The sequence below is a fragment of the Xanthomonas sp. SI genome, assembly GCF_014236855.1.
Taxonomy (GTDB): domain Bacteria; phylum Pseudomonadota; class Gammaproteobacteria; order Xanthomonadales; family Xanthomonadaceae; genus Xanthomonas_A.
Genome location: NZ_CP051261.1, coordinates 372,804 through 396,439, shown reverse-complemented (window position 1 = coordinate 396,439; position 23,636 = coordinate 372,804). Strand labels below are relative to the sequence as shown.

The 23,636-nt window shown below is 66.2% G+C and carries 26 protein-coding genes and 1 pseudogene; 20 read left to right on the top strand and 7 right to left on the bottom strand.

Translation table 11 applies throughout. The annotated features are described in order from the left end of the window. Nucleotides 1-138 precede the first annotated feature (138 nt). The 6 genes from HEP75_RS01825 to HEP75_RS01800 all read right to left on the bottom strand — a co-directional run bounded on the left by HEP75_RS01825 (nucleotide 139) and on the right by HEP75_RS01800 (nucleotide 5,476). Complete coding sequence (locus HEP75_RS01825; protein ID WP_185814933.1) at nucleotides 139-1,320, bottom strand: ABC transporter permease; 1,182 nt, start codon at nucleotides 1,318-1,320, stop codon at nucleotides 139-141. After that, a complete protein-coding gene (locus HEP75_RS01820; RefSeq protein ID WP_185825232.1) occupies nucleotides 1,317-2,063 on the bottom strand; it encodes an ATP-binding cassette domain-containing protein in 747 nt (248 codons plus the stop codon). The genes HEP75_RS01825 and HEP75_RS01820 overlap by 4 nt, the downstream gene beginning before the upstream one ends. 31 nt (nucleotides 2,064-2,094) lie before the next feature. Further along, entirely contained in the window at nucleotides 2,095-3,612 is a 1,518-nt protein-coding gene (locus HEP75_RS01815) for an alpha/beta hydrolase (protein WP_185821887.1), read from the bottom strand. Between the two features lie 82 nt (nucleotides 3,613-3,694). Further along, nucleotides 3,695-3,895 (bottom strand): helix-turn-helix transcriptional regulator, encoded by a 201-nt coding sequence (locus HEP75_RS01810; RefSeq protein ID WP_053840574.1) that lies wholly within the window; start codon nucleotides 3,893-3,895, stop codon nucleotides 3,695-3,697. Continuing rightward, the gene (locus tag HEP75_RS01805; protein WP_185825231.1) at nucleotides 3,892-4,473 is read right to left on the bottom strand and encodes a hypothetical protein; all 582 of its coding nucleotides are present in this window, start codon (nucleotides 4,471-4,473) and stop codon (nucleotides 3,892-3,894) included. The genes HEP75_RS01810 and HEP75_RS01805 overlap by 4 nt, the downstream gene beginning before the upstream one ends. A gap of 247 nt (nucleotides 4,474-4,720) precedes the next feature. Continuing rightward, nucleotides 4,721-5,476, bottom strand: a complete 756-nt coding sequence (locus HEP75_RS01800; RefSeq protein WP_185825230.1) for an SDR family oxidoreductase — start codon at nucleotides 5,474-5,476, stop codon at nucleotides 4,721-4,723. A 236-nt stretch (nucleotides 5,477-5,712) separates the two neighbouring features. On the opposite strand from HEP75_RS01800, the gene HEP75_RS01795 reads away from it, so the two are divergent. Further along, nucleotides 5,713-6,606: an AraC family transcriptional regulator gene (locus tag HEP75_RS01795; protein ID WP_185825229.1), complete on the top strand. Its 894-nt coding sequence runs from the start codon at nucleotides 5,713-5,715 to the stop codon at nucleotides 6,604-6,606. Nucleotides 6,607-6,707: 101 nt separating this feature from the next. Here HEP75_RS01795 and HEP75_RS01790 read toward each other — a convergent pair whose 3' ends face one another. Further along, nucleotides 6,708-7,418: an FAD-binding oxidoreductase gene (locus HEP75_RS01790; protein ID WP_255424063.1), complete on the bottom strand. Its 711-nt coding sequence runs from the start codon at nucleotides 7,416-7,418 to the stop codon at nucleotides 6,708-6,710. 139 nt (nucleotides 7,419-7,557) lie between these two features. On the opposite strand from HEP75_RS01790, the gene HEP75_RS01785 reads away from it, so the two are divergent. The 19 genes and pseudogenes from HEP75_RS01785 to HEP75_RS01695 all read left to right on the top strand — a co-directional run bounded on the left by HEP75_RS01785 (nucleotide 7,558) and on the right by HEP75_RS01695 (nucleotide 23,626). Then, nucleotides 7,558-8,571, top strand: coding sequence for an ABC transporter ATP-binding protein (locus HEP75_RS01785; RefSeq protein WP_255423966.1), 1,014 nt, complete (start codon nucleotides 7,558-7,560; stop codon nucleotides 8,569-8,571). Between the two features lie 21 nt (nucleotides 8,572-8,592). Next, the gene (locus HEP75_RS01780; protein ID WP_185814925.1) at nucleotides 8,593-9,408 is read left to right on the top strand and encodes an ABC transporter permease; all 816 of its coding nucleotides are present in this window, start codon (nucleotides 8,593-8,595) and stop codon (nucleotides 9,406-9,408) included. Next, nucleotides 9,405-9,857: a hypothetical protein gene (locus tag HEP75_RS01775; protein WP_185825227.1), complete on the top strand. Its 453-nt coding sequence runs from the start codon at nucleotides 9,405-9,407 to the stop codon at nucleotides 9,855-9,857. Before HEP75_RS01780 ends, HEP75_RS01775 begins: the two co-directional genes overlap by 4 nt. Nucleotides 9,858-9,941: 84 nt before the next feature. Further along, nucleotides 9,942-10,152, top strand: a pseudogene (locus HEP75_RS01770) (ABC transporter permease); the annotation flags it as partial. A gap of 34 nt (nucleotides 10,153-10,186) precedes the next feature. Next, the gene (locus HEP75_RS01765; RefSeq protein ID WP_185825226.1) at nucleotides 10,187-10,606 is read left to right on the top strand and encodes a hypothetical protein; all 420 of its coding nucleotides are present in this window, start codon (nucleotides 10,187-10,189) and stop codon (nucleotides 10,604-10,606) included. A gap of 232 nt (nucleotides 10,607-10,838) precedes the next feature. After that, on the top strand, nucleotides 10,839-11,672 hold the full coding sequence (locus HEP75_RS01760; protein ID WP_255423965.1) for an OmpA family protein: 834 nt from the start codon (nucleotides 10,839-10,841) through the stop codon (nucleotides 11,670-11,672). A 698-nt stretch (nucleotides 11,673-12,370) separates the two neighbouring features. After that, nucleotides 12,371-12,643 carry a pilus assembly protein gene (locus tag HEP75_RS01755; protein ID WP_185825224.1) on the top strand — a complete coding sequence of 91 codons (273 nt, stop codon included), beginning with the start codon at nucleotides 12,371-12,373 and terminating at the stop codon, nucleotides 12,641-12,643. A gap of 124 nt (nucleotides 12,644-12,767) precedes the next feature. Continuing rightward, nucleotides 12,768-14,303, top strand: coding sequence for a pilus assembly protein TadG-related protein (locus HEP75_RS01750; protein WP_255423964.1), 1,536 nt, complete (start codon nucleotides 12,768-12,770; stop codon nucleotides 14,301-14,303). Further along, nucleotides 14,300-15,097 (top strand): hypothetical protein, encoded by a 798-nt coding sequence (locus HEP75_RS01745; RefSeq protein ID WP_185825223.1) that lies wholly within the window; start codon nucleotides 14,300-14,302, stop codon nucleotides 15,095-15,097. Before HEP75_RS01750 ends, HEP75_RS01745 begins: the two co-directional genes overlap by 4 nt. A gap of 19 nt (nucleotides 15,098-15,116) precedes the next feature. Continuing rightward, nucleotides 15,117-15,938, top strand: a complete 822-nt coding sequence (locus tag HEP75_RS01740; protein WP_185825222.1) for a TadE/TadG family type IV pilus assembly protein — start codon at nucleotides 15,117-15,119, stop codon at nucleotides 15,936-15,938. Next, nucleotides 15,922-16,593, top strand: coding sequence for a hypothetical protein (locus HEP75_RS01735; RefSeq protein ID WP_185825221.1), 672 nt, complete (start codon nucleotides 15,922-15,924; stop codon nucleotides 16,591-16,593). Before HEP75_RS01740 ends, HEP75_RS01735 begins: the two co-directional genes overlap by 17 nt. Before the next feature lie 11 nt (nucleotides 16,594-16,604). Continuing rightward, entirely contained in the window at nucleotides 16,605-16,790 is a 186-nt protein-coding gene (locus HEP75_RS01730; RefSeq protein ID WP_255423963.1) for a hypothetical protein, read from the top strand. Next, on the top strand, nucleotides 16,787-17,569 hold the full coding sequence (gene cpaB / locus HEP75_RS01725) for a Flp pilus assembly protein CpaB (RefSeq protein WP_185825219.1): 783 nt from the start codon (nucleotides 16,787-16,789) through the stop codon (nucleotides 17,567-17,569). Before HEP75_RS01730 ends, cpaB begins: the two co-directional genes overlap by 4 nt. Nucleotides 17,570-17,608: 39 nt before the next feature. Continuing rightward, entirely contained in the window at nucleotides 17,609-19,063 is a 1,455-nt protein-coding gene (locus HEP75_RS01720; RefSeq protein WP_255423962.1) for a pilus assembly protein N-terminal domain-containing protein, read from the top strand. Nucleotides 19,064-19,098: 35 nt separating this feature from the next. Continuing rightward, nucleotides 19,099-20,826, top strand: a complete 1,728-nt coding sequence (locus HEP75_RS01715; protein WP_185825217.1) for an ATPase, T2SS/T4P/T4SS family — start codon at nucleotides 19,099-19,101, stop codon at nucleotides 20,824-20,826. Then, nucleotides 20,819-21,670: a type II secretion system F family protein gene (locus tag HEP75_RS01710; protein ID WP_185825216.1), complete on the top strand. Its 852-nt coding sequence runs from the start codon at nucleotides 20,819-20,821 to the stop codon at nucleotides 21,668-21,670. The genes HEP75_RS01715 and HEP75_RS01710 overlap by 8 nt, the downstream gene beginning before the upstream one ends. Beyond that, nucleotides 21,667-22,557, top strand: a complete 891-nt coding sequence (locus tag HEP75_RS01705) for a type II secretion system F family protein (RefSeq protein ID WP_185825215.1) — start codon at nucleotides 21,667-21,669, stop codon at nucleotides 22,555-22,557. The genes HEP75_RS01710 and HEP75_RS01705 overlap by 4 nt, the downstream gene beginning before the upstream one ends. Beyond that, nucleotides 22,554-22,949 carry a DUF192 domain-containing protein gene (locus HEP75_RS01700; RefSeq protein WP_185825214.1) on the top strand — a complete coding sequence of 132 codons (396 nt, stop codon included), beginning with the start codon at nucleotides 22,554-22,556 and terminating at the stop codon, nucleotides 22,947-22,949. The genes HEP75_RS01705 and HEP75_RS01700 overlap by 4 nt, the downstream gene beginning before the upstream one ends. Continuing rightward, on the top strand, nucleotides 22,946-23,626 hold the full coding sequence (locus HEP75_RS01695) for a TadE family protein (protein WP_185825213.1): 681 nt from the start codon (nucleotides 22,946-22,948) through the stop codon (nucleotides 23,624-23,626). Before HEP75_RS01700 ends, HEP75_RS01695 begins: the two co-directional genes overlap by 4 nt. Nucleotides 23,627-23,636: the final 10 nt, after the last annotated feature.

Here is a 23,636-nt window from a genome sequence, read left to right as displayed (position 1 = left end):
AAAAAAGCCCGGCTCTGCCGGGCTTTTTTTTGGGATTGGGGATTCGGGATTGGGGATTCGTAAGAGCGAAGGGCGTTCCTGCAGCATGCATTTGCGCTGCTTTTACGAATCCCCAATCCCGACTCCCCAATCCCGGCTTCACCCCGATATCGCCAACCGCTCCTGCCGGTAGCGGCGCACCGCGGCCAGCCACAGTACCGCGGCCAGGCCGAAACCGGCGGCCAGGTACACCGCCCAGATCTGCAGGTCGATCGGTTCGCGGCGGATGATCTTCAGCAGCATCTGGTTCTGCGCCAGGAACGGCACCGCGAACTGCCACAGCGTGGTCTTCAGCGGATACACCATCAACGCGTAGCCGGGCAGCATCGGCAGCAGCATCAGCCAGGTCATGTGGCTCTGCGCTTCCTTCATGCTCTTGGCCGTCGCGGCCAGCAGGGTCAGCAGCGAGGTGCCGATGAACAGCATCGGCAGCAGCACGAACAGCATCTGCAACATCGCCACGAAGCTGACGTTGAGCTGGCGGCCGATGCCGCTGGCGACCTGCGCGCTGAGCTTGAACGCGAGCAGGGTCAGCAGCAGCGAGGCCAGCCCGACCACGCACGCGGCGGCGATCTTGCCGCTGACGATGGCGCCGCGCGAGGCAGGCGTGGCCAGCAGCGGCTCCAGCGATTGCCGCTCGCGCTCGCCGGCGGTGGCGTCGAGGATCAGATAGGCGCCGCCGATGAACGAAGTGATGCTCAGCAGCACCGGCAGCAGCATCGCCAGCAGCACGCCGCGCTTGGCTTCGGCCGTGGCCAGGTCCTGGACGGCCATGTCCAGCGGCCGCGCCACCTGCGCATCGACGCCGCGCGCCAACAGCCGCAGCGCGCCGACCTGCTGGCTGTACATGCTCAGCGCCGTCTGCACGCGCGTGGTCGGGATGTCGGCGTCGCGGCGGGTGCTGTCCTTGATGATCTCCACCAGCGCCGGCCGCCCTTCGCGCCAGGCGTTGGCGTAGTCCTCGTCGATCTTCAGCGCCAGGTCCACGTCCTGGCTGCGGATCGCCGCGGTCAGGTCCTTGGGCGGCGCGACCGCGTTCAGGCCTTGCGCGGCGAGGAACGCGACCAGGTTCGGCGCGCGCTCGCGGCCGATCACCGGGATGTCCAGCGGCTTGTCGATCTGGGTCCTGACCCGGCTCTCGGCCAGCGCGCCCATGCCCAGGATCAGCGCCGGATACAGCAGCGGGCCCAGCAGCAGGGCCAGCGCCAGGGTCCGGCGGTCGCGCGACAGATCACGCAATTCCTTGCGCATCACGGTGAAAACGGTTCGAAACAGGCTCATGCGTGCAGTCCCTCGTCGCTGCCGATCGCCTTGACGAAGGCGTCTTCCAGATTGTCTTCGCTGGTCAGGGCGCGCAGTTCGTCGGCCGTGCCGGCGGCCACCACCGTGCCCTTGGCGACGATGACGATGCGATCGCACAGCGCCGCCACCTCCTGCATGATGTGGCTGGAGAAGATCACGCAACGCCCTTCGGCGCGCAGCCCGCGCAGGAAGCCGCGCATCGCGCGGGTGGTCATCACGTCCAGGCCGTTGGTGGGTTCGTCGAGGATCACGTTGCGCGGATCGTGGACCAGCGCGCGCGCGATCGCGGTCTTGGTGCGCTGGCCCTGGCTGAAGCCTTCGGTCTGGCGGTCGAGAATGTCGTCCATGTCCAGCGCCGCCGACAGCAGCCGCGTGCGCTCGGCGATGCGCGCCGCCGACAGCCCATGCAGTTCGCCGAAGTAGGCGATGTTCTCGCGCGCGGTCAGGCGCTTGTACACGCCGCGCGCGTCGGGCAGCACGCCCAGCGCGCGGCGCACCGCCAGCGGATCGGCGCCCACGTCGATGCCATCCACGCGCACCTGGCCCTGGTCGGGCGTCATCAGCGTGTACAGCATGCGCAAGGTGGTGGTCTTGCCGGCGCCGTTGGGACCGAGCAGGCCGGTGATCTGGCCGTCGGCGGCTTCGAAGCTGACCCCTTGCACCGCCTGCACGGTGCCGGCCTTGGTCTTGAACGCCTTGTGCAGATTGTCGGCGACGATCATGCGCACTCTCCCCTGTGAAACGCTGCGCGGCTCATGGTTCCCATCCGTTGAATGAAGTGAAGGCCGGCACGCCGCTCATCGCGTCCAGGCAGGTGGCGTCGAGCTGCTTGGCATCGGCGTTCTCGAAGAACTGGCTCAGCAGCTTGGGCATGCAACCCAACGTCATGGTGCCGTGGCCCTGGCCGCGCACCACCAGGTGGCGGCCGTTGGGCAGGCCCTGCAACACGCGCGCGGCATAGCGCGGCGGGGTCACCGGATCCAGCTCGCCGGAGGTCAGCAGCACCGGCAGTTCGGATTTGAACGGCGCGGTAAAACCGGCCGGACGCGTCCCGGTCGGCCATGCCGGACAGGCGGCGAAGAACATCTGCGCCACCTCCGGGCCGAGCAGGGTTTCGCCACCGGCGGCAGGCGGATGGTAACGGTCGGCATCCTCGGCGCAGATCACCGACCACTGCATGCCGCGGTTCATCTGCCCGTCCAGTTGCTTGCCCATCATCTTCGCCAGCGACATCAGCGGCGCATAGCGCTCGTGCGCGGCCTCGTCCAGCACCAGCGGCAACAACGACGCGGTCTGCGGCGCATACGAGAACGAGAACGCCAGGCTGGTGACGGTGTCGGCGGTCACCCGGTCGTGCTTGCTCTCGCCGCTGGCCGGGTCGCGATAGTCCACGTCCGCCGGCGCCTGCCGCAGCCGTTCCACCACCGTGCGCAGCTGCGCGCGGGTGTCGGTGGGAAAGCGCTTGGCGCAGGCCGGGGTGGCCCGGCACTGCTCCGATTGCAGCTTGATCGCATCCTCGAAGGTGGTGGCGAATTCGCCGCCGACCACCAGGTCGTTCGGCGCCACGCCGTCGATCACCACGCTGCGGGTGTGCGCCGCATAGCGCGCCGCATACTGCTGGGCGACGCGGGTACCGTAGGAACCGCCGATCAGGTTGAGCTTGTCCGTGCCGAGCGCGACACGCACGGCATCCAGGTCGGCAATGGCCTGGGTGGTGGTGTAGTAGCGCGGATCGGCGCGGCCCTGCAGCGACTGCGCGCAACGCCGCGCGTAGTCGAGCAACTCGTTGGCGGTGGGCGCGCGCGCAGGATCGGCCAGCTGCATTTCTTTGCCGTCCGCGCCCAGGCAGGTCAGCGGATTGGACTGGCCAGTGCCGCGCTGGTCGATCAGGAACACGTCGCGGCGCTTGCGCGTTTCGCGCAAAGCCATGTCGACGATGCTGGCCACCTCGGTCGCCGCCTGGCCCGGACCGCCGGCGAGGAAGAACACCGGATCCGGATCGCTGCCGCCCTGGCCGGTGACCGGCAGCCAGGCGATGTTGAGCTCGATCTTGCGCCCGCCAGGCAGCGCCGGATTCTCCGGCACCGGCATGCGCGTGCATTGCGCCTCGACGTTGTTGGACGCGACCGGACTGGTCAACGTGCAGGGATGGAAGCGCAGCGTGCCGTAGCTGCGCCCCGCATTCTGCGGTGCCGGTCCGTGTCCGCCTTGGCAGGCGGCGAGCAGCAAGGTCGCCGCGACGATCGCGAGCGGTCTGCATGGGTGTCGCATGGTTCGCATCCTTGAGTTCATGGCTTGCAGGATGCCATGCCGGAGCATGGCGTCGTAGGTGACCGATGGCAGGTCGGAAGGACTACTCGGAATCGTCGAACAGGAACACCTGCTCGATACTGTGCGCGAACAGCCGCGCGATACGGAACGCCAGCGGCAGGCTCGGATCGTACTTGCCGGTTTCCAGCGCGTTGATGGTCTGCCGCGACACGCCCAGCCGCTCGCCCAGCTCGCCTTGCGACCAGCCGCGCGCCTCGCGCAGTTCGCGGACGCGGCTGTTCATTGGTAGCGGCGCGCATTCACGCCCTTGGCGATGCCGTAGGTCGCGCACAGCAACGGGAACACCCACAGCATCGCCACCGTTGCCGGCACCGCGATCGTGCCCGCCGCCTGCAGGAAACCGGCGGTCATGTAACCGCCGGCGACCAGTCCGGCGGCGATGGCGATCGACTCCAGCTCGATGCGCCGCTGCATCTCGTCGGAGTCGCGCACGAAGCGCGCCACCGCACGGATCACCAGCGCCACCAGTACTGCCGGCAGCAGCGCAATCAATACCCGCGCCCAGTCCGCGTCCACGCTGTCGAGCAAGCGCTTCCAGCACAGCATCACCACGACGTAGATCAGCATCGGCGGACCCAGTTCACGGTAGTAGCGGCGCGCCAGCGCCGGCACCGCGCTGTCGCGCATGCTGCCCGACGACCACCACAGCATCAGCGCCAGCAACACGCCGCCGATGCACACACCGAACCACAGCCCGCGAAAGTAATCGTCGCCGCGCAACCACCGCAGCCATGGCGTGACCGCGAGCAACGCGACGCTCACGCTCAACACCACGATCGCACTGCGCTTGCAGCGGGTCACGGCCGGACCCCGACCACAACGCTGGCCGGCCACAGCCGGTACCGATTGAATGCCATTACGACGTTCCGCATTACATCCCCCTGTCAAGCACGCTTTACAGGAGGATGCGCGCGCCGGCAGCAGCTGTCAAGCGTCCTTTACAGCCACTGGCAACAGGCGATGCCGTCGGGCAACTCGGTCTGCCGTCGCCGCACGAAGGGCGCCGGCCAGCAGGCCGACGCCCTCCCGAACCTCGTGGAACCGTCGGTCAGATGGCTTGCCCGCCCGAGACCTCGATCCGCTGCGCGTTGACCCAGCGGTTGTCCGGGCCGAGCAGGCTGGCGACCATCGGGCCGATATCGTCGGGCACGCCCACCCGCCCCAGGGCGGTCATGTCGGCGAACTGCTTGTTCAGATCGGGCAGGTCGCGCACGGCGCCGCCCAGGAAGTCGGTTTCGATCGCGCCCGGGGCCACGGTGTTCACCGCGATGCCGCGGCCGCCGAATTCCTTGGCCATGTAGATCGACAGGATCTCGACCGCGCCCTTGGCGGCGGCGTAGGCCGAGAAGCCCGGCATCGATACACGGGTCAGGCCGGAGGAGAAGTTCACGATGCGGCCGCCATCGGCGATCAGCGGCAGCAGCGCCTGGGTCAGGAAGTACACGCCCTTGACGTGGGTCGCGAACAGCGCGTCGAACTGGGCTTCGGTCGTCTCTGCGAGCATGGCCATCTCGCCATGACCGGCATTGTTGAGCAGGTGGTCGAAGCCGGTGCGGGACCAGGTACCGGACAGCGCGCTGCGCACAGCGTCGGCGAAGGTGCCGAAGGACGCAACGTCGCTCACGTCCAGCGGCAAGGCCACCGCCTTGCGGCCCATCGCCTCGATTTCGGCGACGACGGCCTTGGCCTGGTCGGCGCCGTTGCGGTAGGTCAGCAGGACATCGCCGCCACGGCGGGCGATGCTGATGGCGGTATTGCGGCCGAGGCCGCGGTTGGCACCGGTGATGAGCGAAATGGACGTCATGGGAATCTCCAGCGGGGTGGATGTTGCGGGGTGCAGAGACGATCGGCCGGAACGGCCCCGCGCAGTTTCCCGATTCCATCCATTTCTTGCCTATTCATCCCGATTTCGCACCAGCGGACCTTGAACAGCACTAATTTCCTGCGCTAATTTCGCCCCGCCCTGCCTTTTCTTCCGAATTTCTTGCCCAATCATCCAATCCGATTGTGCCCATTGCGGCCACGCGCTAGGGTCTGCGCATGCCTGCGAATCTGCTGGAAACCGCGCGTCGCTACGCCGATGCGAACGTCGACGAGGACGGGGTCGCGCATACGCCCTTGCCCGGGCTTGCGATCCTGCGCGAGACCCGGCCGACGCCATTGCACTACGCCATCTGCAGGCCGCTGGTGGCGCTGGTGCTGCAGGGCAGGAAGCAGGTCACGATGGGCAGCAGCAGCTACGACTTCGGTGCCGGCGAGTCCCTGCTGGTCACCGCGGAAGTGCCCACGGTCAGCCAGATCACCCATGCCTCGCTCGCCGCGCCTTACTACGCCTGCGTGGTGGAGCTGGATCCGGCCACGATCGCATCGCTGGTGGCCGAGATGGGCACGGCCCCTTTCGCGATGGGATCGCCGCTACGCGTCGATCCGACCGAGGCGGAAGTCGCCGACACCGCGGACAGGCTCATCCGCCTGCTGGATCGCCCCGCGTCGGTCCACGTGCTGGGGCCGCAGTTGCTGCGCGAGTTGCACTACTGGCTGCTGTCGGGGCGGCACGGCGGCGCGATGCGTGCGCTGGGCGTCACCGACAGCCATGCCCGGCGGGTGGGCCGCGCGGTGGCCAGGATCCGCTCGGACTTCGCCAAGCCGTTGCGCGTGGAGCAGTTGGCGGACGCGGCGGGAATGAGCCTGTCGACGTTCCATGTGCACTTCCGCGCGATCACCTCGCTGACCCCGCTGCAGTTCCAGAAGCAGCTGCGCCTGATCGAGGCCAGGCGCCTGCTGTTGGCGGAAGGCGCAACGATCGGCTGGGCGGCCTCGGCCGTAGGGTACGAAAGCGTTCCCCAGTTCACGCGCGAATACGGCCGCATGTTCGGCATGCCGCCGGGCAAGGACATGAAGCACACCCGGCAGCGCCTGACTTCGGCCGCGTAGCCGAGGCGCGGATCCCGTGCCAAGCAAACGCTGCAGCGTCCGGCGCGGGCAGGACGCGAGCAACCAGGCGCTGGTGCATGGCCAGCGGCGACGCGCAGGCGCTACTTGCTGCTGACGTACTTCTCGCGGCGGATATGCTGCACCGGCAGGCCGGCTTCCTTCAGCGCATCGAAGCAGGCGTCGACCATGTTCGGGTTGCCGCACAGGTAGGCGACATCGCCGTCGGCCTGTGGCGCGAACTCGCCCAGGAACTGCTGCACGTAGCCGTGGCGCACGTCGGCATGCGGCGCCTGCGGCAGCTCGCGCGAGAAGCACGGCACGAAGCGGAAGCCCGGGTGCGCGTCGGCGAAGGCGCGGAACTCGTCGCCGTACAGCAGCTCGGCCGGCGTGCGCGCGCCCAGCAGCAGCACCACTTCCACGCCGCGCTCGGCCATCGCCGCTTCCAGCAGCGGCAACATCGAGCGGTACGGGGTGACGCCGGTGCCGGTGGCGATCAGCAGGTAGCGGCGGTTGCTGTCGCCCTGGTTCAGGCAGAAGCGGCCGTACGGACCGCTGGCGCAAACCTGCCCGCCGATCTCCAGCCCTTCGAACAATGCCGTGGCCGCGCCGCCGGCGACGAAGCTGACCGCGATCTCGACCGTCGCATCGGCCGGCTGCGCCGGGTCGTGGCGGGTGGCAAGCGAATAGCTGCGCTTGGTCGCGGTGCCGTCGGCGTAGTGGAAGTGCACCTGCACGAACTGGCCGGGCACGAACGGCAGCGGTTGGCCGTCGTCGCGGACGAAGCGGTAGTGGCCGACGGCCGGGGCCAGCATGTGGCGGTCGACCAGTTTCAACGGGAATTGGGCAGGCACGCGGATGCAACAGTCTATGGCCGGGGCCGAGCCCACGAGGTCTCCTATAATAGCGGCTGCATTTCTTCAGCGCCGTCTACAGGGCGCGAAAGGGTCCGCCTTGAATATCGCCTCCCCGCTCTCCCCCTCCGCGACGGTGCCCGCGCTGCGCGTGCGCGAGCTGCGCAAGACCTACGACAACGGCGTGCAGGCGCTGCACGGCGTATCGCTGGACGTGCTGCCCGGCGATTTCTTCGCCCTGCTCGGCCCCAACGGCGCCGGCAAATCCACCCTGATCGGCATCATCAGCTCGCTGGTCAACCTCAGCGCCGGCCAGGTCGAGGTGTTCGGCACCGACCTGAGCACCCAGCGCAGCGCGGCGATGCGCCTGCTCGGCCTGGTCCCGCAGGAGATCAACTTCAACCTGTTCGAGAAGCCCTTCGACATCCTGGTCAACTACGCCGGGTTCTACGGCATGCCGCGCGCGCAGGCCGAGCGCCAGGCCGAAGTGGAGCTCAAGCGCGCGCACCTGTGGGAAAAGGCGCAGGTGATGAGCCGCACCCTGTCCGGCGGCATGAAGCGGCGGCTGATGATCGCCCGCGCGATGATGACCCAACCGCGCCTGCTGATCCTGGACGAACCCACCGCCGGCGTGGACATCGAGATCCGCCGCGACATGTGGCGCGTGCTGCGCGAGATCAACGCCGCCGGCACCACCATCATCCTGACCACGCACTACCTGGAGGAAGCGGAGAGCCTGTGCCGCAACTTGGCGATCATCGACCGCGGCCGCATCGTCGAACAGGGACCGATGCGCGAATTGCTGGCCAAGCTCGACGTGGAAGGCTTCCTGCTCGACATCGACGGCGAACTGCCGGCGCAGCTGCCGGCGATCGAGGGCACCACCCTGCTCGCGCAGGACGCGCATACGCTGGACCTGGACATGCCGCGGGCGATGGACCTCAACCGCGTGTTCGCCGCGCTCGGCGCCGCCGGCATCCGCGTGCGCTCGATGCGCACCAAGAGCAACCGCCTGGAGGAGTTGTTCGTGCGCCTCACCGGCGACAACCGGGACGGCGCCAGCGGCCCGGCCTCGACCCCAGACTCGCCGAAGCAGCCGCCCGCCGCCGCCTGACCCCTCTTTCGCTGGACGCCAATGAACACCACCGCCAAACCGCAATCCCTCCTCCCCGAGACCACCCCGACCCAGCGCAACTGGGTCGCGCTGGGCACCGTGGTACGCCGCGAGGTCAAGCGCATCCTGCGCATCTGGGGCCAGACCCTGGTGCCGCCGGCGATCACCATGACCCTGTACTTCCTGATCTTCGGCGGGCTGATCGGCTCGCGCGTGGGCGACATGGGCGGCTACAGCTACATGCAGTTCATCGTTCCCGGCCTGGTGATGATGAGCGTGATCCAGAACAGCTACGGCAACATCAGCTCCAGTTTCTTCGGCGCCAAGTTCGGCCGCCACGTCGAGGAACTGCTGGTCAGCCCGATGCCGAACTGGGTGATCCTATGGGGCTACGTGGCCGGCGCGGTGCTGCGCGGGCTGATGGTCGGCGTGCTGGTGCTGATCATCGCCATGTTCTTCACCCCGGTACGCATCCCGCACCCGCTGGTGACCCTGACCACGGTGCTGCTGGGCGCGACGATCTTCTCGCTGGCCGGCTTCATCAACGCCGTCTACGCGAAGAAGTTCGACGACGTGGCGATCGTGCCGACCTTCATCCTGACCCCGCTGACCTACCTGGGCGGCGTGTTCTATTCGGTGAAGCTGCTGCCCGGCTGGGCCGAGGCCGCCACCCACGCCAACCCGATCTTCTACATGGTCAACGCCTTCCGCTACGGCCTGCTCGGCAGCAGCGACGTTCCGGTATGGGTGGCCTACGCGCTGATGCTGGGCTTCGTCGCGGTGCTCAGCGCGCTGGCGCTGTGGCTGCTCAAGCGTGGAGTGGGATTGCGCAGTTGAGCGCGCGCCGCGCCATCGGGCCGCTGTCATTGTGGCTGCTGTGCAGCGCCGCCGCGGTGCCTGCTACCGCGCCCGCCGCCGGCCAGGATCCGGCCGCGCCGGGTGCCGAGACGCTGTACCGGCTGGGCGAGGCCGACGGCACGCAGCTGGCCCAGGCCCGTTACTGCGACCTGCCGCCGGCCGAGATGTCCCGCCTTGCCGACGCGCTGCAGCAGGCCGCGCGCGAGCGCGCGCTGGCCGCGAACGTGACCTTCGATGCGGCCGCCCACGACGCTGCGATGCGCGCCGGCTTCGACGATTTCCGCAAGCTGATGGCCGCCGTCGAGGCGCAAGGCAGCGCCCAGGACCTGGCGCAACGCCAGGCGCACTACCGCGAGCAGTGCGCCGAGGTACGCGCCGGGATCGAGACCCTGATCGGCCCGCTGACCAAGCAGGACACCAAGGGCTAGCGCGGCCCTGCCGGCGGATTCCACATCGCCGGAGGGCACCACCAGACGCGCACCCCGATCCTCGGCGCCGTCGCGACCAGGGAGTATTCGTCGGTGAAGCTGCCACCCGGCTGGGCCGAGGCCGCCACCCTGGCCAACCCGATCTTCTACATGGCCAATGCCTTCCGCTATGGCCTGCTCGGCAGCAGCTACGTACCGGTGTAGGTGGCCTGCGCGCTGATGCTGGGCTTCGTCGCGGTGCTCAGCGCGCTGGGCGTTGTGGCTGCGGCGGCGCGGAGTGGGGTTGCACAGCTAGTTGAATGTTGCCCTGACGCGTGGCGCGGCCAGGGTTGGGGCTTGCGCACGGCATTGCTATCCTCGGCGCACAGGGGTTTTACCGGCCCGCTCGCAACGGGCCGCACGAGGAGCAAGGAATGAACCGATACACGGCAGTCATCGCGGCGGCACTGCTGGCGGGCGCCAGCGGCGGGGTTCACGCTCAGGACGCGGGCATTGTCAACTTCGGCAAGATCGTCGGCGGCAATGTCGCCAATGGCAAGGCCTGCGGCGCCACGCAAGCGCAGGCCGATGCCTACAAGGCCAAGCAGAAGAAAACGATGCAGGGCCTCTATGCCCAGGCCGCGGACTTCTCCGGCGACTTCGACAACGGCTACAAGCAAGGGCTGCAGGGCATGCAGAAGGTGCATGCCGACGGCACCTACAAGCCCGACGCCGAACTTTGCAAGCAATTGCTGAACGACATGCGCTGAGCGCATCCCGTCCCCGCCCCAGAGAATTCCGATGATCGCGATTGTCCCCACGGCGCGCCGCGCCGTTCTCAGCGCCTGCCTGATCCTGATTGCCGCCGCGGGCGGCTGCAAACGTTCCGAACCGCAGCCTGCGGCGCATGCCGAGCCCGAAGCGCAACCCGCAACAGCGGCTGCAGCGCCTTCGGCGGCGCCGGCCGAGAGTGCACGCCGCTTCGACGCAGCCACCTTGCCGGTGTCTGATGCCCCGCTTGGCAGTTTCCCGTATCTCGGCCTTCCCGACGGCTACGTCGCCAAGGACGCCCCGGTCCGCAACGACTTCGATCGCGCGCCGTTCTGGACCGGCGACCGGGTCGAATGGGTCGAAGGCAAGATCTACGCGGCCGCGATCGGCACCACCGACGGCAAGCCCTATTCTCCACTGGAACTGAGTCGCAACATCCAGGCCATGGTGGAAGCGCTGGGCGGCCAGCGCATCGCCAGCGGCCAGCTGCCTGCCGAAGCGAGCAAGGCGATCGGCGACAGCAATGCCGCGGTGACCTACGTCGGCGGCATCGGCGACATCTACAACGAGCCGGCGGACACCTACGTCATCCACCGTGCGGATCGGAACATCTGGATCCACGTGTGCAGCGGCGGCGCCGGCGGTGGCTTGCTGATCGCCGAGACCAAGCCGTTCCAGGCCACCGCCAAACTGCTGCCGGCCGACGCGCTGCAGCAGCAACTGGCATCCGCAGGCAAGGTCGCCATCCAGGTCAATTTCGCCTCCGATGCGGCGCAGATCCTGCCCGATTCCAAGCCGCAGTTGGAACAGGTACTGCAGCTGCTGCAGGCCGACCCGGCGCTGCGCCTGGCGATCAACGGGCATACCGACGACAGCGGCGATGCCGTGCACAATAAGTCCCTTTCCGAGTCCCGCGCCGCAGCCGTCGTCGCCTATCTGACCGGCGCCGGGATCGCCGCCGATCGCCTGCGTGCCGCCGGTTTCGGCCAGGAACAGCCGATCGCGCCGAATACCACGGAAGAAGGCAAAGCGCGCAATCGACGGGTGGAACTGGTCAAGCTATAGCGGCCGGATCGCGCAACACGCCGCCTTTCCGATCAAGACGACGGCCCGCACTTGATGGGTGGCCGTGATTCAAGAGCACACCGCAACTATCCGTGGTAAGTGCATGCTCGGGTTCGATAACCGGTTAATCGCCACGGGCGCTACACGCCACTACGCCCCCAGTGAGTACCGATAGCGACACGATCGCTACTCGCAAGACTCCGCCGCCATGGCTACCACCGCCCTCGGGAGTCCGCGCCAGTTTTTCGATCTCAAAGTGCCGAACTGGTGACCAAGCACGCATGTAGGGCTTGCCCTATTCAGCCAGGGTGGACGTCAACTATTTGACCTCGCTGAATAGCGAATGCGCCTGCAGTGGCTGAAGCAGCCAGCTTTCGGATGGATACCGCTCCAATACTTCGAATATCAGCACAGAGTGAATCTATTTATGGAATGCCGCGTCCGAAGTTTGACTGAATTACGGGATAAGCATTCCAGTTTGCGCCAAAACATTAACGCAACATTTCTTGTAACAGCAATATGTTGACGCTAGAGTGGCTACGTCCGCGATACATTTGCCATCGACTGTCAAATGCGGGCCAAGGATTATTTTCATATCTGTGCATGTTTTCACCTATGCAACCCACACGCCTACACGCGCCGCGCGGACGTAAGTGTGCTGCCGGTCCAGTGGGCGCCAGAGCCAAGGAGAGGATTCAATGAACAATCAACGCAGGCAGATTCGTTTTGGCCGTAAGCAGCTCGGCCAGGGCATGACCGAATACATCATCATCACCGCACTGATCGCGATCGCGGCCATCGCTGCCGTCACGTTCTTTGGTGGCACCGTGCGCAGCCAGGTTGCGGGTATGTCCAAGGAACTGTCGGGCCAGAGCGCCACGCAGTCGATCAACCGCGCCAAGAACCAGTCCAACAGTGCGCAGTCCGAGGCCGACAAGACCAAGGGCATGGACGCTTACAACAACAAGTAATCGACCTTGTTGCGGTAACCGACCCAGGTATCTGGGCAGCGTTTCGCTGCCCAGATATCCCCAATCATCTTCCGACGTGCCGATGACGACGCTGTAGGGAGTGCATTCGGCAAAGGAATTGCAGATGCGTGCAGCGTTCGCAATCGCGAAGTCGCGCGTGCCGCCCCGTTTCGACGGCAAGCGCGGCATGGCCGGACAAGCCATGGTGCTTGGACTGGTGCTGATCCTGGTGCTGTGCGTCGGCGCGATCGTGCTGTTCGACAGCGGCCAGGCAGTCAACAAGAAGGTCGAACTCACCAATGCGGCCGATGCCGCCGCGTACAGCGTCGCGGTGCAGCAGGCGCGCGCGCTCAATTTCGCCGCCTACATGAATCGCGGTCGCGTGGCCAACGAAGTGGCGATCGCGCAGGCGATCAGCCTGTATTCGTGGATGAACCAGCTGCACGGCACCACGATCATCATTCGCACCACAATGGATGTGCTCTCGGCCATTCCCTATGTCGGGCCGATCTTCAAAGCCATCGGTGTCGCATTCAAGGCCGCGGAAAAGATATTGAAGGCCGCACGCAAGGCCTACAACCCAGTCGCACAGGCTGCGGTGACCGCGCTGGACGAACTCAACGGCATCTTCGCCACCGCCGCCACCGCCGTGATCGAAGGCGTTTCGCGAGTGGACGGGATGCTGATCGCGAAGGACGTGGTGCAACGAAACTCGGCCAACGCCAAGATCGGAACGGTCGGACTCGGCGTGCTCGGCGAACAGTTGCTGACCTCGGAAAACAGATTCCTCGATACCCACCGTATCCCACGCACTGCCGGCGCTGGCAGCGCGGCGCAGCGCGCCGGTGCGGACCGTTTTCGCAATGTTGTAATGCAGTCGCGAGACGGCTTCAGCAAGGATCGCGGCGACAGCTTCGGGATCGGGTTGATCGGCTTCGAGAGCACCGGCGGCACCGACATGGTCGACTACAACCGCTGGGCAGCATTGGACACGATGGCGCTGGACATCAATCTTCCGTGGCCGCTGCCGGACATCGATATCCCGCTCGGCTGGGGCGGCGCGCAGGCGGTGGACCGATACAAGAACCAGCGCTTCCTCAATGGCTTCGGCAACGGCCAAGGCTGGTATTCGGACTGGGACCGGCGCCGCTATCGCCCCTATGGCGACAGCCTGCGCAAGAACGGCTTCGTGGCACGCATGGTTGATGGTGACGCCAACGTGGCGATGGACGGCGGCCAACACAAGAAGGCGTTCTTTACCGGCTACAACGGCTTGCGCGACTATCACGACGTCAAGAAGAACAAAGCGATGCGGCCGTATGCGAGCAGCGGCAGTGAGATCTTCGACGACAACGCCGGGCCGGTGTTCACCGTCTATGCCGAGACCGACATGCGCAACGCGCGCACCAGCTCCACCATCGACGGCATCGGCGGACCGGCCGGCTCGCCGATGGCGACCGAGGACAAGGCTCAGAACGGCAAGCTGTCGGCGCTGTCCTCGGCACAGGTCTACTTCAACCGGCCGCCGAACTACGCGCTGTTCCGCCGCGGCGACAACAAGGTGGAATCCGGCAATCTGTTCAGCCCGTACTGGCAGGCGCGCCTGGTCGACACGCCCAACAGCATCAAGATCCTGGTGGCAGGAGTCGGCGGAATATGAGCCGTAGCGCAACACGTTTTCGCAATGCGTTGCTGTCTGCTGCTGTGGCACTGTGGCTGTGCGGGTGCAGCGCGACGGCCGAGGGCAACGGCGCTGCGGAGGATACCCGCAGCTCGATGCCGCCTATCCATGTCAGACAAACCGTGGAGCTGACCCGCAACGGCGTCAACGAAGCGCGCGACAACTACCTCGGCGCGATCCGCGACTGTCAGGCAGGGGGACTGCAGAGCCGTCCGCTGCCCGAAGAAGAGGTCGCCCTGCTGGGAACCACCCGCTACGAACTGTGGTTCGACCGCGACACCGAAGTCGTGCGCCAGACCAGCTGGGAAGTGGCCAACGATGGTGCCGGCGGCAGCTGCCTGTTCCGGCTGGACACCGCAGGATCCCAGGAAACCACGACGGCTAAGCGTTACCAGCAGGTCGACCTGGCCACCGACGAACACAGCGACGACGCGGCGCCCGACGATGCGCTGGCGCGCTACCCCGCAGAGAAGAGCGAGGCGATCGCGCTCGCCGGATTCAGTGGACCGACGCAACGCACCGTCGCCGGCCAGCCGTGCAACGAATGGGTCAAGCCTTCTGGCCTGCGCCAATGCGTATGGTCGGGCGGCGCCAAGTGGGGCTTCACGCCCGAGCCTTTGAACGAATACCGCCCCAATCGCGGTTTCATCGTGCTCGAGCAGACGCCCGGCAGCGACCCGGATTACACGGTCACCACCCAGGTCATCAGCGTCGGCAAGCCGTTCGATCGGGCCGCGCTGGAAGCCCCGCGCACGCGCGGGAAGATCAACTAGCGAGTTGCAAGGAGCGAGCATGCGCCAGCGACGACAACCACGCCTACGCGGACGCCAGGATGGCCAGAGCCTCACCGAAGCGGCGGTGCTGTGCGTCGTGCTGGTGCCGCTGTTTCTGCTGATCCCGATCATGGGCAAGTACATCCACCTGCGCCAGACCACGCAGCAGGCCGCACGCGCTGCGGCCTGGGAGGCGACCGTGGCCAAGGACTACACGCTTCCGGCAACGGCACGCGTGCGTGATCTGACCGTGGATCGCCATTTCGGCAAGGCCGATGCGCAGATCGTCAGCCGCGCCAGTACCGGCAATGCCCGCGACCGCGTCGAGAACCCGCTGCTCAATACCTTCTCCAACCAGACGCTGGTCGAGCGCGGCGACATCCGCGTGGATGCGTACAAGAACGAACGCTCTTCCGGCATTCTCGACCGCATCGGCGGGCTGCTCAGCAAGATCCCGGGCAATTTCCCGCCAAACGACAAGGGCCTGGTCACCTCCAACCTCAGCGTCAGCGTCCAAGACCTGAAACTCGCTAATGGCGGTACGGCATCGTTTCTGGAACCGTTCGACCAGCTGGGCCTGCGCATGCAGGCCAGCAACACGCTGCTGGCCGATCCATGGAATGCCGCCGGACCGGGTAGCGGCAGCAATCCGGCCAAGCGTTCTGTCGTCGGCCAGGTGCGCACGCTGGTGCCGACTTCGCACCTTAGCGATGCAGCCAAGATGTTCGACGGCCTGAGCATCATTCCCATCGTCGGCACCATCAGCAGGTTCGATCCGGGCTATATCGCGCCGGACGTGGTTCCGATCGACAAGCTGGAACCGTATGCCAAGGCGCGCTGACCGCAGCCTATCGTTGGCGCTGGCGCTGTTGGCGCCGGCGCTGGCGTGCGCTGCCGACTGGCCCGAAGTGCCCGAACCCGACGGCGCCAAGGGCGAGTGGGTATCCAAGCACATGATCTACAACGGTCTGCACATGCGCTCCTCGCGCTACACCGCGAACGAGTCGCCGCAGCAGTTGGTGGCCTTCTACTGGAAGCAGTGGCCCGGCCAGGTGGTGGTCAACGAGGTCGGCAGCAAGACCATCGTCGGCCATGCCGAGGGCGAGCACTACGTCACCATCGAGATCACCGGCGCCGGCGCCGGCAGCGAAGCCCAGGTCGGCATCGTGCGCCTGCTCAAGGAGAAGCCGCGCAAGGCGCCCGGCGCGGATTTCCTGAAGCCTTCCGGCACCACGGTGGTCAACGATATCGAGTACTTGGACAACCCCGGGCGCACGCTGGCCCTGGAAAGCCCGCTCTCGCCGTATCAGGGCGATGCGTTCTACCGCAATCGGCTGCCGGCCGAAGGCTGGAGCCAGCAGTCCTCGGCCACCGCCTGCTCAATGATTTCCAACAGCTGCGTCAGCAGCTACAGCAAGGGCAAGCAGCAGATGACCCTCACCTTCAACCGCCGCGAGAAGGGAACTTCCATCGTGGTCAACCAGCTCCAGCAATGAGGATGAACGCCTTGAGACCTGTTTCCCTGTCGTCCGTCCAGCGCCAACGCGGTGCGGCCCTGATCGAGTACAGCATCGTCACGCTGCTGGCGGTGACCGTGTTGGTGGCCCAGCCCAATATCGTCCTGGAACTGGTCGAGTCGCTGCGCAAGGCCTATTCCAGCTTCACCTACGCGCTGTCGCTGGGGTGGCTATGAAAGCGGCCGGGTTCAAGCCGAACCGCAATCTGCTGTTCATCGTGGTCGCGTTGGGCCTGGGCGTGCTGGCAGCATTCGTCGCGGTGCGCTATGTGCAGGGCGCGGTCGCCGCACGCACCGCCAAGGTCGGCGAAACGGTGACGGTGGCGGTACCCAAGTCCGACATGGAACCGGGTACGGTGGTCACCACATCGGATCTGGCGGTGCGCGAGGTCCCGGCCGACCTGCAGCCAGCGGATGCGGTGACCCCGGAAAACGTGGACCAATTCAGCGGACGCGTCCTGCGCGCACCGGTGCGCCAGGGCGCGCCGCTGGGTGCCAGCGCGCTGGTGCCGCTGTACGACCAGTTCTCGCGGGTGATCAAGCCGGGCAACGTCGGCTATACCTTGCCGGTGGACGAGACCAATTCGATCTCGGGGATGATCGCCCCCGGCGACCATGTCGACATTCTGCTGACCGTGGAGCAGGAAAACACGGGGTCGCGCGTCATCCCGCTGCTGGAGAACATCAACGTGCTGGCCACCGGCAATCGCGTAGGCGATACGCCGGTGCAGGAAGACCAGCAAGGGTTTTCCAACATCACCCTGGAACTGAACCCGCAGCAGGCCGAGCGGCTGACCGTGGCGGCCAAGGCCGGGGCGATGCGGGTCATGTTGCGCCAGGTCGAAGACCGCAATCCGTTCGGGCTCAATGGCCTGACCCAAAAGGAACTGCTCGGCACCGCCAAGGCGGGCGGCAACGGCAGTGGCGTTGAATTCATCATCGGAGGCAAGGGCTGACGCATGCGCAGGACTACATGGAGTGTTTCGTTCCTTCCCATGCTCGCCGCGGCGACCATGACCGTGACCGGCAATGCGCAGGCACAGCAGCAGACCGGACTGGTTCCGGTGCCGGTCCAGATCGCGCCCGAATCCAGGACCCAAGCCCCGAAGCCGACCACCGGCAACCAGGCACCGGTGCCGATGGGCAGCAGCGGCTTTCCGGCACCGGTTCCGGATCCCGCGTATCGCCGCGCCGCCGGCAGCGCGGTGGTCACGCCATTACCCGAGCGCGCACGCATCTATGCCGGCCAGGCCGCCGTGCACAGCCTGCCGCAGGCGCTCAAGCGCGTGGCCGTCGGCAACGGCGAGTTGGTCCAGGTGACCAATATCGGCAAGCGCGAACTGGTCATCATCGGCCAGAAGCCGGGCGCGACCAGCGTGCACCTGTGGCTGCAGGACGGGCGCCAGATCGATGTGCCGGTGGAAGTGATGGAAGGCAACGCGCCGGCGACGGTGGAGACGGTGCGCACCCTGCTCGCCGACGTGCCCAACCTGGGCGTGCATGCGGTGGCCGACCGCGTGGTGATCACCGGCCAGGACATCAACCCCGGCGTGGCCAAGCGTATCGAGGCGCTGCAGAAGCTGTATCCGAGCCTGCTCGACTTCACCTCCGCCGATCCGGTCGGGATGCGTCCGATGGTGCTGATGGACGTCAAGATCATGGAGTTCGACAGCAATGCGCTGGAAGAGCTCGGCATCCAGTGGGACAACGTGATCCAGGGGCCGGTGGGCGGGCTGCTGAAGGACTTCACCACCAACGACTACTACCGGATCAACCCGCAAGGCAGCCCGGCTGCCGGCGTGGTCCTGCCCAATCGCGTGCCCGGCACCCAGGCCTTCTTCGGCATCGCCACCCAGATCGGCTCGGCGATCAATCTGCTGATGAACAAGGGCAAGGCATTCCTGCTGGCTTCGCCGCAACTGAGCGCGCGCAGCGGCGGCCAGGCCAAGTTCCTGGTCGGCGGCGAGGTGCCGATTCCGATCCCGCAGGGCTTCGGCCAGGTCACCGTGGATTTCAAGGAGTACGGCATCAAGCTCGATATCGAGCCGCTGGTCAACGGCAACCAGGAAATCTCCACGCGTCTGCTGGCCGAGGTGAGCCGCATCGACCCGACCGTCACCGTACAGGGCGTGCCCGGCTTCACCACTCGGCGAACCGAGTCCGAGTTGAACGTGCGGGCGGGCGAAACCATCGTCATCTCCGGCCTGATCGATTCCAGCGCGCAGCAGGACGCGAAGAAGTTCCCGCTGCTGGGCGAGATCCCGATCCTGGGCAAGCTGTTCCGCTCCGACGGCTTTCGCGGCAATCGCACCGAGCTGGTGATGTTCGTGACCCCGCGCATCATCACCCCCGATTCGCAGGAAAATCTCGACGGTCTGGAACGCGCGCGCAAGATCCAGGAGCGTGGCCAGGAAACCATGCCCAAACGCAGCAAGGAATACGTCCAGTAGTTCGCCTTTCCCCCGCTCTCCGTAGATACGACGCCATGTTCAATATCCTCATCGATACGCCGAACCGGGACCAGCGCCATGTGCGCTGCCTGCATCGCGAATGCGGCATCGGTCGCGGTGACGGCAATCTGGTGGTGCTGCAAGGCTGGAGCATCGCTCAGCAACATGCGGCGCTGAAGCGCGAGGACGCGGGCATCTTCATCGAAGCGTTCGGCGGGCGCGCCTCGGTGCTGGTCAACGGCGAAAAGGTATCTGGCAGCCGCGGTCCGTTGAGCAGCCGCGACTTGGTACAGATCGGTGACTACCGTCTGCAGGTGGTCGGTGACGAGCCGGAAGCGGCCCCGCCGCGCCACGATCCGGCGACATTCAACGCACCTGCCGCGGCACCACTCGCCGACCCGGCAACCGCCGCGGCCAACCAGCCGATGGCCGACGTGCAGGCGCAGCGGCAACTGGCACGGCCTCAGGATCTGCCGCCGGATATCGCGGTCTATCGCGCCCAGGTCCACGCCTCGCTGGTCAAGCAGATGGATCTGCGCCGCCTGGACGTACGCAGCATGGGCGACGACGCCCTGCGTACGGCCACGATCGCGCTGATCGACGACGTGCTGGAGCGCGAGTTCGCCAACCTGCCGAAGACCATCAATCGCCGGCGCCTGGCCAAGGAAGTGCTGGACGAAGCGATCGGCCTGGGACCGCTGGAAGACCTGATCGAGGACAATACGGTGACCGAGATCATGGTCAATGCCTACGACCAGATCTTCATCGAGCGCGCCGGTCGGATCGAGCAGTCACCGGTGTGCTTCACCAGCGACCGCGCCGTGCTGTCGGCGATCGAACGCATCGTGACCCCGCTCGGGCGGCGCATCGACGAGAGTTCGCCGATGGTCGATGCGCGCCTGAAAGACGGCTCGCGCGTCAATGCGATCATTCCGCCGATCGCGCTGCGCGGGCCCAGCATCAGCATCCGCAAGTTTTCCAAGCGCAAGCTGGAAGGCAAGGATCTGATCGACTTCGGCTCGCTCAACGCGCCGATGCTGGAGTTCCTGATCATGGCGGTGCGCGAGCGGCGCAACATCGTGGTCACCGGCGGCACCGGCTCCGGCAAGACCACGCTGCTCAACATCCTGTCCAACTTCATTCCCGACACCGACCGCATCGTCACCATCGAGGATGCCGCGGAGCTGAAGCTGGTGCAGCCCAACCTGGTCGCGCTGGAGGCACGCCCGCCGAACATGGAAGGCAAGGGCCACATCTCGATCCGCGACCTGGTCCGCAATGCGCTGCGCATGCGCCCCGACCGCATCGTGGTGGGCGAGTGCCGCGGCGGCGAGGCGCTGGACATGCTGCAGGCGATGAACACCGGCCACGAGGGTTCGCTGACCACCGCGCACGCCAACAATCCACGCGAGGCGCTGTCGCGCCTGGAAGTGATGGTGATGATGGCCGGCATGGAGCTGCCGATGACCGTGGTGCGCGAACAGATCTCCTCAGCCGTGGACCTGATCGTGCACCAGAAGCGCTTCCCCTGCGGCTCGCGCAAGGTCAGCCACATCACCGAGATCACCGGCGTGGAAAGCGGCACGATCCAGCTGCAGGACGTGTTCCTGTTCAAGGCCAGGTCCAGCGCCGGGCGCGACGGCAAGGTCACTGGCGATTTCATCGCCACCGGCGCGGTGCCCGAGTTCTACGAGGAGTTGGCCGAGCGCGGCGTGCCGGTGGACCTGTCGATCTTCCGCAACGGCGGCCAGGGCCATGGATAACATCTGGCTGGTCGCCCTGCTCACGTTCAGTTGCGTCACCGTCTCCGGCTTGCTGCTGGTGCGGGCCAGCGCGAGTTTCATGCAGCGCTACCACGAGCGCTTTGTCGACACGGCGCGACTGAACCTGGCCGACATGTTCCTGTTCGTCGATCCGCAGATGCTGTTCGTGGCCAACGGCGTGATGCTGGCGCTGATCCCGCTGCTACTGTGGCTGATCAGCGGCAACCTGCTGTTGCCGGTGGTGGCAGTGATCGTGCTGGCGGTGGCGCCGCGCAAGATCTATCTGTGGCTGAAGCAGCGGCGGCTGGACCAGATCCAGCAGCAGTTGCCGGACAGCCTACTGATGATGTCCGGCAGCTTACGCGCCGGTGTCGGCTTCAACCCCGCGCTGGAGGCCCTGGCGCACGATGGTCAACCGCCGCTGGCGCAGGAGCTGGCGCTGATCCTGCGTGAGCAGCACATGGGCGTGCGTACCGACGAGGCGCTGGAAAATTTCGCCGCGCGCGTCCCGATTCCCGACGTCAAGCTGTTCGTCGCCGCGGTAGGCATCTCGCGCGAGGTCGGCGGCAACCTGGCGGAAAGCCTGTCGACCCTGGCCGAGACCCTGCGCCGCAAATTGATCATGGAAGGCAAGGTCAAGGCGCTGACCGCCCAGGGAAAATTGCAGGGCATCGTGATGGCAATGCTGCCGGCCGGCCTGGTCGGCTTCCTGGTGCTGTTCTACCCGGAAACCATGAATCCGATGTTCCATACCCTGCTCGGCTGGTGCGTCATCGCGCTGATGTGCGTGCTCGAGTACTTGGGTTACCGCATGTGCCGCAAGATCATGACGATCGACATATGAACTGGATGCTCGCTCTGGTCGCCCTGTTGGCGCTGGCTGCAGTCGGGCTGGTGATGTTCGCGTTGCGCGGGCTGCTGCAGGCGGTGCCGCAGGACGATCGCAACTACCAGGATCCGCTGCCCTCGGCACTGCGCCTGCTGTGGCCATTGGTGACCGCCGCCACCCATCTGGTCGGTCCGCGGCTCAAATCTGCGCAGTTGGAACGCGCGCACCGCAGCCTGCAGTCGGCCGGGCAGGACTTCGTATTGACTCCGGAAGAGCTGTACGGCACGCGCATCGTCGCTGCCTGCGTAGTCAGCGTGGTATTCGCCGTCATCGTGATGCTGCTAGGCAAGTTCAGCATGGGCGCGCTGTCGATGTGCCTGCTGTTCGGCATTCCACTGGGCTGGATGTATCCGACGCTGTGGCTGGGCGAACGTCGCAAGCAGCGTAGCAAGCACGTCGTACGCGACCTGCCGACGTTCCTGGACTTCATCACTATGGCGGTCGAAGCCGGCCTGAACATCACCGGCGCGATCGAGCAATCGGTGCAGAAGGGTCCGCCCGGACCGCTGTCGCAGGAGTTTTCACGGATGCTGCGCGACCTGCGCGCGGGCTTGCCGCGCGCCGAGGCGCTGCGGCGTATGGCCGACCGCATGGACATCTCGCAGATCTCCAATTTCACTAGCGCCTTGATTCAGGCCGACCGGGTCGGCGCCAGCCTCAGCGAAACGCTGCGCTCGCAGGCCATGCAGCGCCGTGAGGAACGCTTCCTGCGCGCCGAGAAGCTGGCATTGGAAGCGCCGGTGAAGATGATGCTGCCGCTGGTGCTGTTCTTCTTCCCGCTGATCTTCGTGGTGCTTGCCTACTTCATCTACCTGCAGATGAAACAGCAGGGAATCCTATGAGGTGCGGCACGCTGCGCCGCGATGGCGACATACTGCTGCACAGCGTGTGGCGGGCCGACACCTGGTGGCTGCGCTTGCGCGGCCTGCTCGGGCGCACGCCACTGCAGCCCGGGCAAGGCCTGTTGATCGAGCCCTGCAAAAGTGTGCATACCTTCGCGATGAGCTATCCGCTGGACCTGCTGTTCTTCGACCGCGACGGCCATGTGCTGGAATGGCGCGATCGCGTGCGGCCGTGGCGCGGTGCCGCCTGCCTGCGCGCCCACACCACACTGGAACTGGCAGCGGACAGTCTGCAGGCGCTGCAGCCGATCCGCGGCGAGCGCCTGGCCTGGTGGCCGGCGGAACCCTCCCCTGCGGCCCGCCAGGCCGCGCTTGCAGGAGAAAGCCAATGAACGCGCTGCGCCATGCGCCGCGCCGCCAACGCGGCCAGTCCCTGGTCGAATTTTGCGTGGTGGTGCCCACCTTTCTGTTCCTGGTCCTGGTGATCTTCCAGTTCATCCTGATCTACCGCGCCAAGACCGTGCTGGACTACGCCACCTTCCAGGCCGCACGGGCCGGCGCGGTGAGCGGGGTGAAGAAGGGTGATATGCAGGATGCGCTTGCCGGCGGCCTGACGCCGCTGTTCGTGCAGTCGCCGGACATCGCCAACGCGCTGATCACCAAGCAGAAGATAAGGCTGACCGAGGTGCTGATCTTCTCGAAGATCGAAGTGATTTCGCCGACGCGCGCGGCCTTCAACGAATTCCGCGAGCGCCAGTACGACGGCCGCTACGCATTGCCCAACGATAGCCTGGCATTCCGCAACGCCAATATCGGCGGCAGCCAGGTCAACGTGCAGGATGCCAACATCCTCAAGATCAAAGTCACCTACAACATGCCGCTGATCGTGCCGTTCGTCGATCGTGTCATCGTCGGACTGTCGGACCTGGTCAGCGGCGGCGAGAGCTATCGCCCAGTATCGATGCTGATCGAAGAACCCATCAGCGGCCATCGCCGCCTGCCGATCGAGTCCTACGCGGTGGTACGCATGCAGTCACCCATCTACGACAGCGGCAACCTTGCGCGCTGAGCGGCTGGCT